We start from the raw sequence: 13,072 nt of genomic DNA, 5'->3' as shown, positions 1-13,072 counted from the left end.
AAAACATGAAATTCTATTAATTTCAAATTGCATAATCAAAACGAAAATTTTCGTTTAGTTAACAAAACAGATGTTGAAATTTATGGTTTACTATGTTAAGATTGTTAGTGAAAAAATTAACTAAATCTATTGCTTACTAATTTGAACCAGTTCCGAAAAACATTTTCTTTAAAATTTCGATTTATGGTTCAATTATACTGAATAGTAAATTGTTCATGGCTTGAGAAAAATATTATGGAGTTAATATTTTTAGATACAATCGTGCAGAATAAGAAGGAAAATTTTTTTTGAGCATGTAAAATCTAATTTCCACAAGACATACAAGAATACTACTCATTTACAGCAGTATATTTTATAAATTGAAGGGAGAATTATGATGACTACGAACAAGAAGTTGCAAGCGTGGGTAAAAGAAATGGCTGACATGTGTCAACCAGATCAGATTTATTGGTGTGACGGTTCTCAGGAAGAAAATGATCGTCTCATTCAGGAATTGGTTAATGTTGGATTGGCTAAGCCGTTAAATCCAGCAAAGCGTCCGGGATGTTACTCTTTCAATAGTGATCCATCTGACGTTGCTCGTGTTGAGGACAGAACATATATTGCTTCAAAGACTAAGGAAGAAGCAGGTCCAACTAACAACTGGGTTGACCCCAATGAGTTGAAGGAAACCATGAAGGGTTTATACAAGGGTTGTATGAAGGGAAGAACAATGTATGTAATTCCTTTCTCAATGGGTCCTATAGGCTCAACAATTTCAAAAATCGGTGTCGAGATCACTGACAGCGCTTATGTTGTAACCAACATGCGTATCATGACCCGCATAGGTAAGAAAGTATTGGATGTACTCGGTGACGGAGAATTCGTTCCTTGCTTGCATTCAGTAGGTGCTCCTCTGGCTGAAGGCGAAAAGGATACTAAATGGCCATGTGCTCCAATCGAAAAGAAATACATCAGTCATTTCCCAGAAGAAAGAACAATCTGGTCCTATGGTTCAGGTTACGGCGGAAATGCTCTTCTCGGCAAGAAGTGTTTCGCCCTTCGTATAGCATCAGCTATCGCTCGTGAAGAAGGCTGGCTTGCAGAACATATGCTTATCTTAAAGCTTACAGATCCTAAAGGAAATGTTAAATATATTTGCGGTGCTTTCCCAAGTGCATGCGGAAAAACCAACCTGGCTATGCTGGTTCCTACAGTTCCAGGCTGGAAAGTTGAAACAATCGGTGATGATATAGCCTGGATGAAGTTCGGAAAGGATGGCAGATTGTATGCTATCAATCCTGAAGCAGGTTTCTTCGGAGTTGCTCCCGGAACTTCACTGGATTCAAATCCGAATGCTATGCACAGCATCGAAAAGAACACCATATTCACTAACGTTGGTGTAACCGATGATGGAGATATATGGTGGGAAGGCATGGGAGTGGATGCTCCGGCTCACTTGATTGACTGGAAGGGTAAGGACTGGGCTCCAGGTTCAGAAACTCCTGCTGCTCATCCAAATGCACGTTTCACAGCTCCTGCTTCACAGTGCCCTGTTATAGCTCCTGAGTGGGAAGATCCTGCTGGAGTACCGATTTCAGCCATATTGATCGGTGGACGCCGTCCAAGCACTATTCCATTGGTTCATGAAAGCTTTGACTGGAAGCACGGTGTGTTCCTCGGTTCAATCATGGGTTCGGAAATCACTGCTGCTGCCATCTCCGACAAGATCGGTCAGGTTCGTCGTGATCCATTTGCAATGCTTCCGTTCATCGGATACAATGTATGCGATTACTTGCAGCACTGGTTGGATGTTGGAGCTGCTACAAGCGAAGACAAACTTCCGAAGATATTCTATGTTAACTGGTTCCGTAAGGATCAGAACGGCAAGTGGTTATGGCCTGGTTACGGTGAAAACAGCCGTGTTCTCAAGTGGATCTGCGAAAGAGTATCCGGAGAAGGAAAAGCTGTTAAGACTGAAATTGGTTATATGCCTACTGAAGATGCTATCGATACTGCAGGTCTTGACGTATCGGCTGCGGATATGGCTGAGCTTCTCAAGGTCAACAAGTCCGAATGGCTCCAGGAAGTTGAATCAATCAAGGAGCACTATGCTAAATACGGCAGCAAGTTGCCTGCTGAATTGGCAAATCAGTTAAAAGCTCTCGAAGCTAGATTGAAAGCATAATTTGAAATAATATATTGTTTTAATAAAGGCAGACAGCGATTTCCGCTGTCTGCCTTTTAACGGTGTGCCCGGCGTGGGTGCAAGCTGTCGGATTACAGGGGATAATCCAGCTTTTCTATTTATTGCCCAATATTATGAAACTATTTATCCAGGCAGCATTATAAATTTTAAAATTAAAATTTTCTTATGGATTATGGGGATGACATCAATTCCGACAGGGCCGCAATATCGGTAACCGGTGCGGAGCAGGCGAAGTTCCTGCACACATATGCGGCAGTTTTTCCATCCTGTTCTCCATATTCCGAAACGTACGGAATAAGGCTTACAAGCTCGGGGGTTATATTTGAAATGGAAACAGAAAACGGGTTGTAATGGCTGTCATAAGTCTTAACCATTTCACCGCTCTTATTACCCACTATTACAACCTCCGAAGCATTCCCGGATATGGAATACAAATAGGCGCAGAGCATGTAACAGTGACCTGTGGGGGAGGCTTCAATATCATTGCCGAAGAAATTCAGGATTTCTTTTGCCCTGTCTTCCAGCTCATGCCTCCCTGTCAGTCTTGCCAGACGGAGGAGGTTCATAGCTGCGGCTGAATTGCCCGAAGGTATGGCGCCGTCGTAGCTTTCCTTCGGGCGGGTTATAAGTTCCTCCGAGTCATGTCCATAAAGGAAAAGTCCTGCGCCGGTAGTGTCACTGAATAACTCCAGCATATTGCCGTTTAATTTTAAGGCCTGTCTAAGATATTGAACATCATGGGTGGCTTCATATAATTCCAGCAGTCCCCAGACCAGGAAAGCATAATCCTCAAGGTAGGCATTAAATGCGGCTTCTCGGTCGCGGTACCTGGCAAGGAGCCTGCCGTCATATCTTACAAGCTTCCCAAGGATGAAATCCGCACATTTCCGGGCCGCAGAAATATATTTCTCCTGATTGAGGATTCTGCCGCAATAGGCCATTGCCGCCATCATCAGTCCATTCCAGGAGGTAAGTATTTTGTCATCCTTGTAAGGGTGTATGCGTTTCTCTCTATGGGCGAACAGCTTTTGGCGGCAGTCCTCAACAAAGGCTCTTTTATCCTCGGGTAGCTGCTCTGTTTCTATCAGGTTTGGAATGTTCATTCCCTCAAAGTTACCCCGGGGACTGATATCGTATAGTTTGCAGTATTCTTTAGCAGCCAGAGCACCCAAAACTTCTGTTACTTCCTCTGCCGACCACACATAAAATTTTCCTTCCACTCCTTCCGAATCGGCATCTTCTGCTGAATAGAAGCCACCTTCGGGAGAGGTCATATCCCTTAAAATGTAATCCAGTATTTGAACGGCGGTTTCGGAATACTGTGTTTTGCCTGTAGCACTGTATGTTTCGCCATATGCCAGGGCAAGAAGTGCATTATCATACAGCATTTTTTCGAAATGGGGCACCAGCCACTTCTTGTCGGTTGAGTATCTGCTGAAGCCGTAGCCGATATGATCGTATATTCCGCCGTTTTTCATCGAGTGGAGTGTTTTTTCAACTATTTCCAGGGCATATGGCTCCTTGTTGTTATACCAGTACCTCAGCAGGAACAGCAGGTTGTGGGGTGTCGGAAACTTCGGCGACCTGCCGAAACCTCCGTACATGCTGTCAAAGCTGTACTTCAGGTGAGAGAAGGCGTCATGCATCACAGCTTCTGTGAGCTCACCGCCAGCTGAATCCTTCTCCGTTTTTTGATAGGCAAGGATTTCACGTGCCGAGTCCAGCAGAGTTTCCCGTTTGTCCTGCCATGCCTGCTGAACTGCCCGGAGCAGACTCAGCAAACCCATCATACCGCTACTGTCGCCTTTAGGGTAATATGTGCCGGCAAAAAACGGATGCCGGTCGGGAGTGAGGAACACTGTCAGGGGCCATCCGCCATGGCCGGTGAGTGACTGGCACACAGACATATATATGCTGTCTATGTCCGGACGTTCCTCACGGTCGACCTTGATGCAAATGAAGTGCTTATTGAGAATATGTGCAACTTCCTCATCTTCGAAAGATTCATGCTCCATAACATGGCACCAGTGACAAGTGCTGTAGCCGATACTCAGGAATATTGGCTTGTCTTCGCTGACTGCCCGTCCAAAGGCTTCCGGTCCCCAGGGGTACCAGTCCACGGGGTTGTGGGCGTGTTGGAGGAGGTAGGGGGATTTTTCGTTTATCAATCTATTGGGTACAACATTTTTGTTAGTCATTTTATCACCTTCTTTTATATTGTATTTTTAAATATTATTCCCTAAATAAAAGAGATTACTATAGCCTAAATAACAATCTTTTGTATTTATCCTATCCAAATCTGATTTCCGTAATGCCCTATATTTAATTAGGAGATTCCTCAGCAACAATGTTCCGGTTAACCCCATATCGGTCTATAACTGCTGCATGAAATAGACTATAAAATGTGTATATTAATTTTATGGTCTCACATCATGGAAGATTCAAAAGAGAAGTTATATATTTATATAAAAATTCGATATTTTTTGTGTTGAAAAAGTCGAGCACCGTAAAATTTACTTTGGTATTATGTATATGAAAGGATGGGGATTATGTTAAATGAATTAAATCATGTGATTGAATATATTGAAGAGCATCTAACGGATGATCTATCTCTTGAAATAATTTCTGAATATGCTGGAGTTTCTGACTATCATTTCAGACAGATATTTTTTTATCTTTCAGGGTTGACGCTTAGCGAATATGTCAAAAATAGAAAATTGTCGGAAGCAAGTATGGATTTATTACATGGAGAAAAAGTAACGGATGTCGCTTTAAAATATGGTTATCAGTCAATGGACGGCTTTACTCGAGCATTTAAAAAGTGGAGTGGGTTTTTACCCTCGGATGTAATAAAAAAAGGCATAAGTAAATCATTTCCCAAACTTTCATTCATAATAACCGTTAAGGGAGGAATTAATATGGAATTTAGAATTGAAGATAAACCAGCGTTTAATTTAGTCGGTGTAAGCAATCGTGTCCCTATACAATTTGAAGGAGTGAATAACGAGATTGTGAAGCTTGCACAAAGCATAACGGATGAACAAAAAATAGAAATGCATTCCCTTCAAAATATTGAGCCTTATGAGATTGTCAATGCTTCTTATGAGGCCGACGCTAATTTCTTAAAAGAAGAAGGAGATTTAACTCATCTGATAGGTGTTTTAACGACTGAAAGTCAAGTAAGTGATCTATTGGAAGTGGTGCCGGTTGAAGCCTATATCTGGGCTGTATTTCCAAACCAAGGGCCATTTCCTTCTACGTTACAAGATACAATGGCAAAAATATATTCAGAATGGCTTACTTCTTCCGATTATGAAGTAATCAATGCCCCTTCTTTTTCTTTTACTAAAATGGATAAAAATAAAATAAATTTCGCCTATAGTGAAGTTTGGATTCCTGTTCGTAAGCGATGACAACAAAAGACCATAAATCATTTATTCGGCACAATTTTATGTTTACTGTTGCTCCTTAGAGAATTATTAAGAATAGCATAAGATCACAGCATAATGGACACAGAGCAACTAGTTAAGCATTAGCAAGGTAAAAAGCCTTGCTTTTTTATTTGGTTATAGTAACCGGTTTGCCACCAGTGACAAGTACTGTAGCGATACTCAGGAATATTGGCTTGTCCTGCATCATATCATTTGTACAATAAACTTACCTAATAACACCCCTCCAAGGCTCAAAAATAAATTTAAGCCTATGTTTAAAGTACCTAATAAATAACTGCCCTCGTTAAGAAGATTAATTGTTTCATAGCTGAAGGTAGAGAATGTTGTAAATCCTCCCATTATTCCTGTTGTAAGAAATAATCTTAAATTTGGAGATATTATGCCGGACTTTATACTAAAATCTATAATAAAGCCTATTAAAATCCCTCCAACCACATTGACTATTAAAGTTCCGTAAGGTAATTGAGTACCAAATAGTTTGGGGGAATACAAGGATACAAGGTATCTTAAACAAGAACCTATGAATCCTCCAATACCAACATAAAGTAATTTTTGCATTTCAAGTATCACCCTTTCTGAAAAATAAAAAGACCCCTACTTTTTATTAAAGTAGGAGTCATTAGCTCAATGCATTTAAAGGTGAACTCCATCACCTGAATTTATTATACCTTGTATTCAGCCCGTATTCAACTCAAAATCTACAATAATTTTTATTTTGTAATCAATTTTTATCAGTTAATTCTATTTCTGAGTTATCTGCCCCAAACAAGACTCCTTTCAATTTTTCGGTATCAATAACTTTATTGAAGGAGGTACTTAATTTGTATTCTCCCGTGGCATTATTGAACCCTTCTCCTCCGGGACCGCCTGATATGGATACAATTGTTCCGTCTTTATATTTTACACCTTTAAAAAATATTGGTTTTAGGGATTCCAATTTATCTAAGTCAACCTTTTCTGCTTTTTCCATAGATTTTATATCTTCTCCGTCAAAGTAAATTGTCATTGACAGGGGTGTTATCTCAACCCTTTTCACCAATACGTCATAACCCGATAAATTATATTTTTTGTTAATGTCGAAGGATTCCGCAGAATCCTTATATGACATTTTCCAGGTCAGTGTCCAATCCCCTTTCAAAATAGTGTACATATCAAGTTTTCCTGCGTCAGCCTGTAGATTCTTAAAGTGAAGAGTGAAGTTCTTCTCGTTGAAATCTATACTTTTTTTAATCCAGATTTCATAATATCTTTTATTTGTTATTTCAGGTTCCTGAATAACATCCATAAACCCGTGACCTGTGCTGTAAGAATAATCTTTTTGGCCCGAGACATCAAACTGCCACTCTTCGAATAAATTTGTATCAGTTAACTTTATGTCTTTTGGTGCTACGACCTCCAGTAAAGCATAAAAATAGCTCTTATCCTGCAAGGTTTGCACCAGGCTAATAGTAAGGCCATTATCGGTTACCGAGGATTTAGCTTGCTCTGTCACTCCCTTTTCGATCAAATTATTCTGCTGTATTTTATCAGCACCAAATATTTCGGCCAATTTCTGATTCCATTGAAAATACCCTGCTGCCAAAGCTGTTATACTTCCAAAGGTTAATACCGCCGCTAATACAATTACAGCAAAGCCTCTTCTTGATAATCTTACATTCTTCTCAATAGAGATTTCTGCCAATGTATTTTCCACCCTGTTATGAAATCCTTGCGGAACAACCGGGAATTCCTGTTTCCAATCCTTTTTATACATGGTTAATATACCTCCTCCAACCATTTTCTTAAACAAGCTCTTGCTCTTGAAAGTCTGCTTTTCACTGTACCTTCTTGCATTTTTAAAATATTTGCTGTTTCCGCGACACTGAAGCCTTCAATGTAATACAAAATCACCAGGGTTCTCAAATCCTCGTCAAGATTTATAATACTCAAATACAACTCGGAATAGCTTTCAGGTGCAGCTATTGCTTCAGGACTTATGTATTCTTCATAAGATACATTTTTCTTACGAATACGGCTGATTTTATAACATTCATTAATTAAAATTCTCACCAGCCATGTCTTGAAAAATGCTTCTTTTTTTAAAGAGGACAATTTACGGTAGGCATTCAGAATGGCCTCCTGTACTGCATCCTCACAGTCTTTATCATTTTGCAGAATTGATTTGGATACACGGTAGAGTGTTGCTTCCGACTTCCGTACCTCTTCTGTAAATGTATTCTTATCCATTAATTATGCTTTCTCCCTTCCGACTGCTTTCAGCTGAATTACGTCATTCACCAATTAGATTCAAATACAAGCAGTTCGGTTCTGAGTAAATTAAATATTTATGGAAAGTGTATCATAAATTTTACGTGAAGGAGGTAAAGGTGATTTATTTAAGCAAAAAAGATCGAAATTTGTAAAAAAACTGTTTACGATATCATTATTTGGTTAAATATTATCAATCAAATGTTTTTTATAAAAACATGAAAAGGAGACATGCCAAATGACCATAAAAACAAAACTTAGTATAATATTTTCAACGTTTTCAATACTTATCATTGCAGTTGTAGGGATTAACTTCTTCACTTACAAATCAATGGACAGTGACGCCAACTTTGTAAACCAGGCCGGCAGATTGAGAGCAAATAGTTTTAGAATGGCATATTTATCTTCACATATTGTTTTAAATAATAAATCGGGTACAGAGGATAACAAGCTGCTGCTTGAAAGAGTTCAGTATTTTGATAATCTATTAGTTTCACTTCAAAAAGGAGATGCGGAAACAGGTCTGAAGGCACCGACGGCAGAAGAGATTATTGTGCAGTTACAGGATATCCAAAACAAATGGGATCTCATTTTCAAGCCTGCGTATACAAGTATTGCGGAAAATCATGAAAGTGAGTTGTTAAAAACTGTTGATGCAGATGTAACCAATTATGTACAGCAAATAGATGTAATGGTTACCAGGTATTCTGAAATTGCCCAGGGTAAGGTCGTGATGGCGAAGATGTTAAGCGGTGTATTCTTGCTTATCTCTCTGATTTTAGCGGTGTTCTCGTTTATAGTTATCAGAAGGGGGATCGTCCGGCCGATCAAAATGATTTCCGAGGATTTGAAAGACATTGCGTCAGGAAATGGAGATCTGACAAAAGTTATACAATCGAATAATAATGATGAAATCGGTATTCTGACCGACTATTTCAATAAATTTATTGCAAGCATTAAGGATATTGTAGTCCTTATCTCAAAATCTTCAGTCACATTGACACACTCAATTGATGCCATATCGGGAACCAGTGACGAGCTGGCAAAATCTACCGAGATGATTGCCGGTGCAGTATCGGATGTATCGGCAGGCAGTGTTGAGCAATCGGAAATGGTGAAGACCATGACAGGTCTTGTCAACGGCATGAGCAGCGATATCCAGCAGGTAATAAGCAACGCGGTGAGACTGCTGGAGGAATCCGGTATGTCCAGCAAGGCTGCTGGTGAGGGGAATGACGCTATCCAAAGGCATGTGAAAGAGCTTGAGGCAGTGGTAGGCAGCACAAAAAAAGTTTCGGATACTGTAAATCACCTGGAGAAATACTCTTTTGACATACGGGATATACTTGATATTATTAATAATATTTCACAGCAAACCAATCTGCTTGCTCTGAATGCATCCATAGAAGCAGCAAGAGCGGGGGAGGCGGGGCGGGGCTTTTCGGTGGTAGCTGAGGAGATCAGGAAGCTTGCAGAGGAGACTGCAAAGTCCACTGTAAGAATTGTTGATATTATTCAAAATATTGCAGGGAAGACATCAGAGGTCAAGAAACACATGGATGAAATGGTGGAAACCATAGACAGCCAGGCAAAGAGCATGAATGATGTAAAGTTCAAACTTAATGAAATTTCTGAAAAGTCAAATGTTACATATGAATGTGCAAAAGATATTCAAAGCATTAACAGTAAAATCCATACCAATTTCAATATAATCAACGAATCAGCCAACAGGATTTCAGTGGTTGTCGAAAAAAATTCCGGGAATACCCAGGATGTTGCTGCAGCAGTACAGGAACAGACAGCTTCCTTCCAGGAAGTGGCGGCAAACATGAATATGCTGATTGAACTTTCAAAACAGCTTAATGAGGTGGTAGCAAGCTTCAGAGTCTAGGATTGAATTGGAAGAGTATGTGTGATGTCAGCGGTAAAAGCGGTTAATTGATATTTATTATAAAAAGCCTGAACATATATGTTTGGGCTTATTTATTTGCAGAAAAATATAACTATTTTCGATATGAGACTTAATTTGAAATATATGGTAAGATAATCTTATCTTTGTAGTTATATATACCGATTTCCTACTCTTTGGAAGAGGTTCTATCAATTCGTTGAAAGCGGACAAGTTGTATCGGTTCGAGAAGTAAGGAATGAGATTGACGGGCACCATAACAAAGAGAAAAGAATCAACCAATGGGCAAAACAGAATACCGAATTATTCACAATACCGACCTTGGAGGAAATGCAATTTGTTCAAGAAATATTTAGGATTGAACACTTCCAGGTTATCATATCTTGAAAGAATCTTCTAAGTGGTAAACCTGTTGCTGACCCTTTCGTTATAGCAAAGGCAAAGATAATTGGCGGAACCGTAGTAACTAATGAAGCTAACAAGCCACACGGAGCTAAAATTCCAAATATCTGTGAACACTTCAATTTGAAATGTATGGACCTTGAGAGGTTCATGGAAGTTGAAGACTGGAGATTTTAACATTCAATCCGATGTATATTAATCAAACATAACATTATAAATTTGGGGCTGTGAGAAAAGACGCTCAAATGCAGAAAGATGGAGGACACAGTGAAGAAATATATACCACTGCCTGTTCTGAATGTGATGGCATCAATAGACCACCGATGTACAACGGCGACAGGGAAATGAGCCATTAACTCCATACGCTGTAACAACAAAGCGCCTCGTGTAAATATTCCTTCTATTCCGACGTATCCCAGCAATCTACTATCCCATCCCATGGAATAGTACTTTCTGTCGGGCAAAGCCAAGACACCATACTTGTGAACAACAACGTTGTGATAGCCGGGAATGAGAATATATCCTGCAACATTCTTAATCATCACAGCCGTCTCATTATCGCACCTGTCCAGAAGTGCGGATAAACCATATATACGTCATAAATCATAGGGAATCTTTGTTAATAAAAACATTTAAAAATTTGCTGCTTTAATATTGACATATACAGTTAAACTGTATATTATAAGTATATAGTTCAACTGTATAGAAGGGGATTGGTGAACAGGTGAAAAGAGATAAGAATTTGCCTCTTACAGAAACAGTATATTATATTCTTTTGGCGTTGCTTCAACCTGCGCATGGGTATCTGATCATGCAGAAAGTTGAAGAATTAAGCAATGGAGAGGTAAGGATGGCTGCAGGAACCTTATATGGAGCGATTGAAAACCTGTTAAAATTAAGGTTTATACAACCTGTACAGAGTGATGACAGCCGACGCAAGATTTATGTTATTTCGGATGAAGGAAAAAAGGTATTACACCATGATTTTGAAAGAATGAAATATATGATAGAGGTTACCAAAAACGTTTTGAGACAGGAGTAAGGAGGAGTGTAATGAAAAAATTCAGATTTTATATAGACTTTGAAAAGGAAGAAAAATGGTTGAATCAGATGTTAATACAGGGATGGGAATTGTGTAAAAAATCTTATGGATATAAGTTTTATAAGATTGCTCCCAATAATACTATTATTAAAATAGATTATCGTACTTTTAAAAATAATAGGGATTTTGAAGATTATCTTGCACTTTTCAGGGACAGTGGATGGGAACATATATCAGGCAGTAAATATTCGGGAACACAATACTTTAAAAGAGTAAATGAGAATGGTGATACTGATATTTTTTCAGATACCCCTTCAAAAGCGGCTCGATATAAAAGATTATCAAACATGTGGCTAACCACTGCAATATCCTATTTTCCGATTTTTATTGCATTGATATTGACCAAAGCCATTAATATTACTGCATTTCTGAATCCCAGGGAATTGTATTATACGCCGGGACTATGGGAAAGGACTGGGGTATATTTTTGGAAAGCATTCTTATTTGAAACACCTTTTGCGGTAATGAGAGGGGGGGTCTGGCTCTTTCTTCCCGTACTCATGGTATTGTATCTTGCTTTTGCAATTAAAGCGGAAAAGCATTATAGAAAGACAAATGTTGAATGAAAATTATAATAATAATTTGGGATTAATCCGGATAAAACAGGCCTGACACCTTTTAAGAAAAGGCATCAGGCTTTTTCATCAAGTGGAATAGTGAATTTACAATGGCTAATACCTCTTTTTGCTCCTGTATATTCAGTGTTGCAACCTTATTTATTATAAGAGAAAAAGTGATAGTGTCCTTATCGGTATTTAGTGGTAATATCCCTCTGAACAATTCTTCAAAACTAACTTCCAGAGCAACAGCTATTTTTTCAATTACAACCAAAGAAGCATTTCTTTTCCCTCTCTCCAATTTTCCTAAGTGGGAATTATCTATTCCGGCTTTAAATGCAAGTTCTTCAATGCTCAATCCCTTTTCCGTTCTTAAAAGTCTTATTCTGTCACCTATAATTTTTCCAATGTTGCTGCCCTCCAATATGTCACCTCCTACTACCCACTAGAAGAATATATTATGTCCATTATCATACGTGCAAATGCCTATAGTCCATAAATAATATAATATGGACTATAAACCTTGACTTTTGATGTACATTTTTTTATACTGTTTATGTGTATTTTCACGAAGGAAGAGGTGGAAATGTTGATATTCACGGGCATGAGTTTTGAAGAACAGCTTGGGATAGTGGTAATATTAAGCAGTTTTTTGATGATTTATGGAATTGTATATCTTTTGAAACAATATAAAAAAGGAAAAAATTAAGAAGAACTTTTCTGGAAGCAGAATTCAATAAGTTACTCTCTTCTCTAACAGACAGCTCGGGAAGGCAAAAGTACAACAGGAAAATCTTTATGAACTGTGTAATGGCGTAAATCCTTTAAGAAAACAATTAACGAAGCCTGGTGCAGTGGGTCATAATTTCGATAGTTAATGCTATAAGAGAATATCTGGATATTTCCTTGGGTGAACAAAAGAGTTGGAACACAGTTATAAAACCTGGAGAAAGGCCTTAGAAAACAGGGGGTTTTATATCAAGGAGACATTCAGAAATGATGATTTAATAGTAAGAATCTCATTTTGTTCGCAACAATTCTAACGCTTTTTTATAAAGAGGGTCAAATTCACAACCACAACTTCCACATTCTTTGTCTGCCTGCTCAATTATAGAGAGTAATTTTTCATTGCCTTTTTTGTCGTCAAGCCACGCTTTAGATGGCTTATCAATCAAACTCCAACCCGACTCCGCAAATTTTGTGATAATTTTTTGA

General features: G+C 38.7%; 13 protein-coding genes, 1 pseudogene and 1 riboswitch. Of the genes and pseudogenes, 7 read left to right on the top strand and 7 right to left on the bottom strand.

The features are described 5' to 3' along the window. The first annotated feature begins 376 nt into the window (after positions 1-376). The gene (locus CTER_RS06935) at positions 377-2,167 is read left to right on the top strand and encodes a phosphoenolpyruvate carboxykinase (GTP) (protein WP_004624631.1); all 1,791 of its coding nucleotides are present in this window, start codon (positions 377-379) and stop codon (positions 2,165-2,167) included. 191 nt (positions 2,168-2,358) lie between these two features. On the opposite strand, the gene CTER_RS06930 is transcribed toward CTER_RS06935, so the two are convergent. Then, the gene (locus CTER_RS06930) at positions 2,359-4,386 is read right to left on the bottom strand and encodes a thioredoxin domain-containing protein (protein WP_004624595.1); all 2,028 of its coding nucleotides are present in this window, start codon (positions 4,384-4,386) and stop codon (positions 2,359-2,361) included. 351 nt (positions 4,387-4,737) lie between these two features. On the opposite strand from CTER_RS06930, the gene CTER_RS06925 reads away from it, so the two are divergent. Next, positions 4,738-5,601: an AraC family transcriptional regulator gene (locus CTER_RS06925; RefSeq protein WP_004624552.1), complete on the top strand. Its 864-nt coding sequence runs from the start codon at positions 4,738-4,740 to the stop codon at positions 5,599-5,601. Between the two features lie 222 nt (positions 5,602-5,823). On the opposite strand, the gene crcB is transcribed toward CTER_RS06925, so the two are convergent. From crcB to CTER_RS06910, 3 genes are all read right to left on the bottom strand, one after another. Then, positions 5,824-6,198 (bottom strand): fluoride efflux transporter CrcB, encoded by a 375-nt coding sequence (gene crcB / locus CTER_RS06920; RefSeq protein WP_004624640.1) that lies wholly within the window; start codon positions 6,196-6,198, stop codon positions 5,824-5,826. Positions 6,199-6,243: 45 nt separating this feature from the next. Continuing rightward, positions 6,244-6,303: riboswitch (Fluoride riboswitch) on the bottom strand. Between the two features lie 58 nt (positions 6,304-6,361). Then, positions 6,362-7,393, bottom strand: coding sequence for a DUF4179 domain-containing protein (locus CTER_RS06915; protein WP_004624694.1), 1,032 nt, complete (start codon positions 7,391-7,393; stop codon positions 6,362-6,364). A gap of 2 nt (positions 7,394-7,395) precedes the next feature. Then, on the bottom strand, positions 7,396-7,866 hold the full coding sequence (locus CTER_RS06910) for an RNA polymerase sigma factor (protein ID WP_004624689.1): 471 nt from the start codon (positions 7,864-7,866) through the stop codon (positions 7,396-7,398). A gap of 259 nt (positions 7,867-8,125) precedes the next feature. Between CTER_RS06910 and CTER_RS06905 the strand changes: the two genes are divergently transcribed. Both CTER_RS06905 and CTER_RS29240 read left to right on the top strand, forming a co-directional pair. Beyond that, complete coding sequence (locus CTER_RS06905; RefSeq protein ID WP_004624583.1) at positions 8,126-9,778, top strand: methyl-accepting chemotaxis protein; 1,653 nt, start codon at positions 8,126-8,128, stop codon at positions 9,776-9,778. A 174-nt stretch (positions 9,779-9,952) separates the two neighbouring features. Next, positions 9,953-10,375: pseudogene (locus tag CTER_RS29240) on the top strand (PIN domain-containing protein). On the opposite strand, the gene CTER_RS06900 reads toward CTER_RS29240, so the two are convergent. Next, entirely contained in the window at positions 10,372-10,740 is a 369-nt protein-coding gene (locus tag CTER_RS06900) for a hypothetical protein (RefSeq protein WP_040760484.1), read from the bottom strand. The pseudogene CTER_RS29240 and the gene CTER_RS06900 overlap by 4 nt on opposite strands. Positions 10,741-10,922: 182 nt before the next feature. Between CTER_RS06900 and CTER_RS06895 the strand changes: the two genes are divergently transcribed. Continuing rightward, positions 10,923-11,240 (top strand): PadR family transcriptional regulator, encoded by a 318-nt coding sequence (locus CTER_RS06895; protein WP_004624679.1) that lies wholly within the window; start codon positions 10,923-10,925, stop codon positions 11,238-11,240. Between the two features lie 11 nt (positions 11,241-11,251). Continuing rightward, complete coding sequence (locus CTER_RS06890) at positions 11,252-11,866, top strand: DUF2812 domain-containing protein (RefSeq protein WP_004624625.1); 615 nt, start codon at positions 11,252-11,254, stop codon at positions 11,864-11,866. A 52-nt stretch (positions 11,867-11,918) separates the two neighbouring features. On the opposite strand, the gene CTER_RS06885 is transcribed toward CTER_RS06890, so the two are convergent. Then, positions 11,919-12,281 carry a helix-turn-helix domain-containing protein gene (locus tag CTER_RS06885; protein ID WP_004624576.1) on the bottom strand — a complete coding sequence of 121 codons (363 nt, stop codon included), beginning with the start codon at positions 12,279-12,281 and terminating at the stop codon, positions 11,919-11,921. 162 nt (positions 12,282-12,443) lie between these two features. Here CTER_RS06885 and CTER_RS29040 point away from each other — a divergent pair, with 162 nt between their 5' ends. Beyond that, the gene (locus CTER_RS29040) at positions 12,444-12,566 is read left to right on the top strand and encodes a hypothetical protein (protein ID WP_278245902.1); all 123 of its coding nucleotides are present in this window, start codon (positions 12,444-12,446) and stop codon (positions 12,564-12,566) included. Positions 12,567-12,876: 310 nt separating this feature from the next. Here the strand turns inward: CTER_RS29040 and CTER_RS06880 are convergent, their stop codons facing one another. Then, positions 12,877-13,032, bottom strand: a complete 156-nt coding sequence (locus tag CTER_RS06880) for a hypothetical protein (protein ID WP_242834940.1) — start codon at positions 13,030-13,032, stop codon at positions 12,877-12,879. Between the last annotated feature and the right edge of the window lie 40 nt (positions 13,033-13,072).

Origin of the sequence: Ruminiclostridium cellobioparum subsp. termitidis CT1112 (genome assembly GCF_000350485.1) — a bacterium.
GTDB classification, from domain to species: domain Bacteria; phylum Bacillota; class Clostridia; order Acetivibrionales; family DSM-1351; genus Ruminiclostridium; species Ruminiclostridium termitidis.
Note: the sequence above shows the minus strand (reverse complement) of the source record. Positions and strands in the feature narration are given on the sequence as shown.

Bases quoted from the DNA above. Each gene is read 5' to 3' on its own strand.
- CTER_RS06935 (WP_004624631.1), top strand. From the start codon at position 377: ATGACTACGAACAAGAAGTTGCAAGCGTGGGTAAAAGAAATGGCTGAC.
- CTER_RS06930 (WP_004624595.1), bottom strand. From the start codon at position 4,386: ATGACTAACAAAAATGTTGTACCCAATAGATTGATAAACGAAAAATCC.
- CTER_RS06925 (WP_004624552.1), top strand. From the start codon at position 4,738: ATGTTAAATGAATTAAATCATGTGATTGAATATATTGAAGAGCATCTA.
- crcB (WP_004624640.1), bottom strand. From the start codon at position 6,198: ATGCAAAAATTACTTTATGTTGGTATTGGAGGATTCATAGGTTCTTGT.
- CTER_RS06915 (WP_004624694.1), bottom strand. From the start codon at position 7,393: ATGTATAAAAAGGATTGGAAACAGGAATTCCCGGTTGTTCCGCAAGGA.
- CTER_RS06910 (WP_004624689.1), bottom strand. From the start codon at position 7,866: ATGGATAAGAATACATTTACAGAAGAGGTACGGAAGTCGGAAGCAACA.
- CTER_RS06905 (WP_004624583.1), top strand. From the start codon at position 8,126: ATGACCATAAAAACAAAACTTAGTATAATATTTTCAACGTTTTCAATA.
- CTER_RS06900 (WP_040760484.1), bottom strand. From the start codon at position 10,740: ATGATTAAGAATGTTGCAGGATATATTCTCATTCCCGGCTATCACAAC.
- CTER_RS06890 (WP_004624625.1), top strand. From the start codon at position 11,252: ATGAAAAAATTCAGATTTTATATAGACTTTGAAAAGGAAGAAAAATGG.
- CTER_RS29040 (WP_278245902.1), top strand. From the start codon at position 12,444: ATGTTGATATTCACGGGCATGAGTTTTGAAGAACAGCTTGGGATAGTG.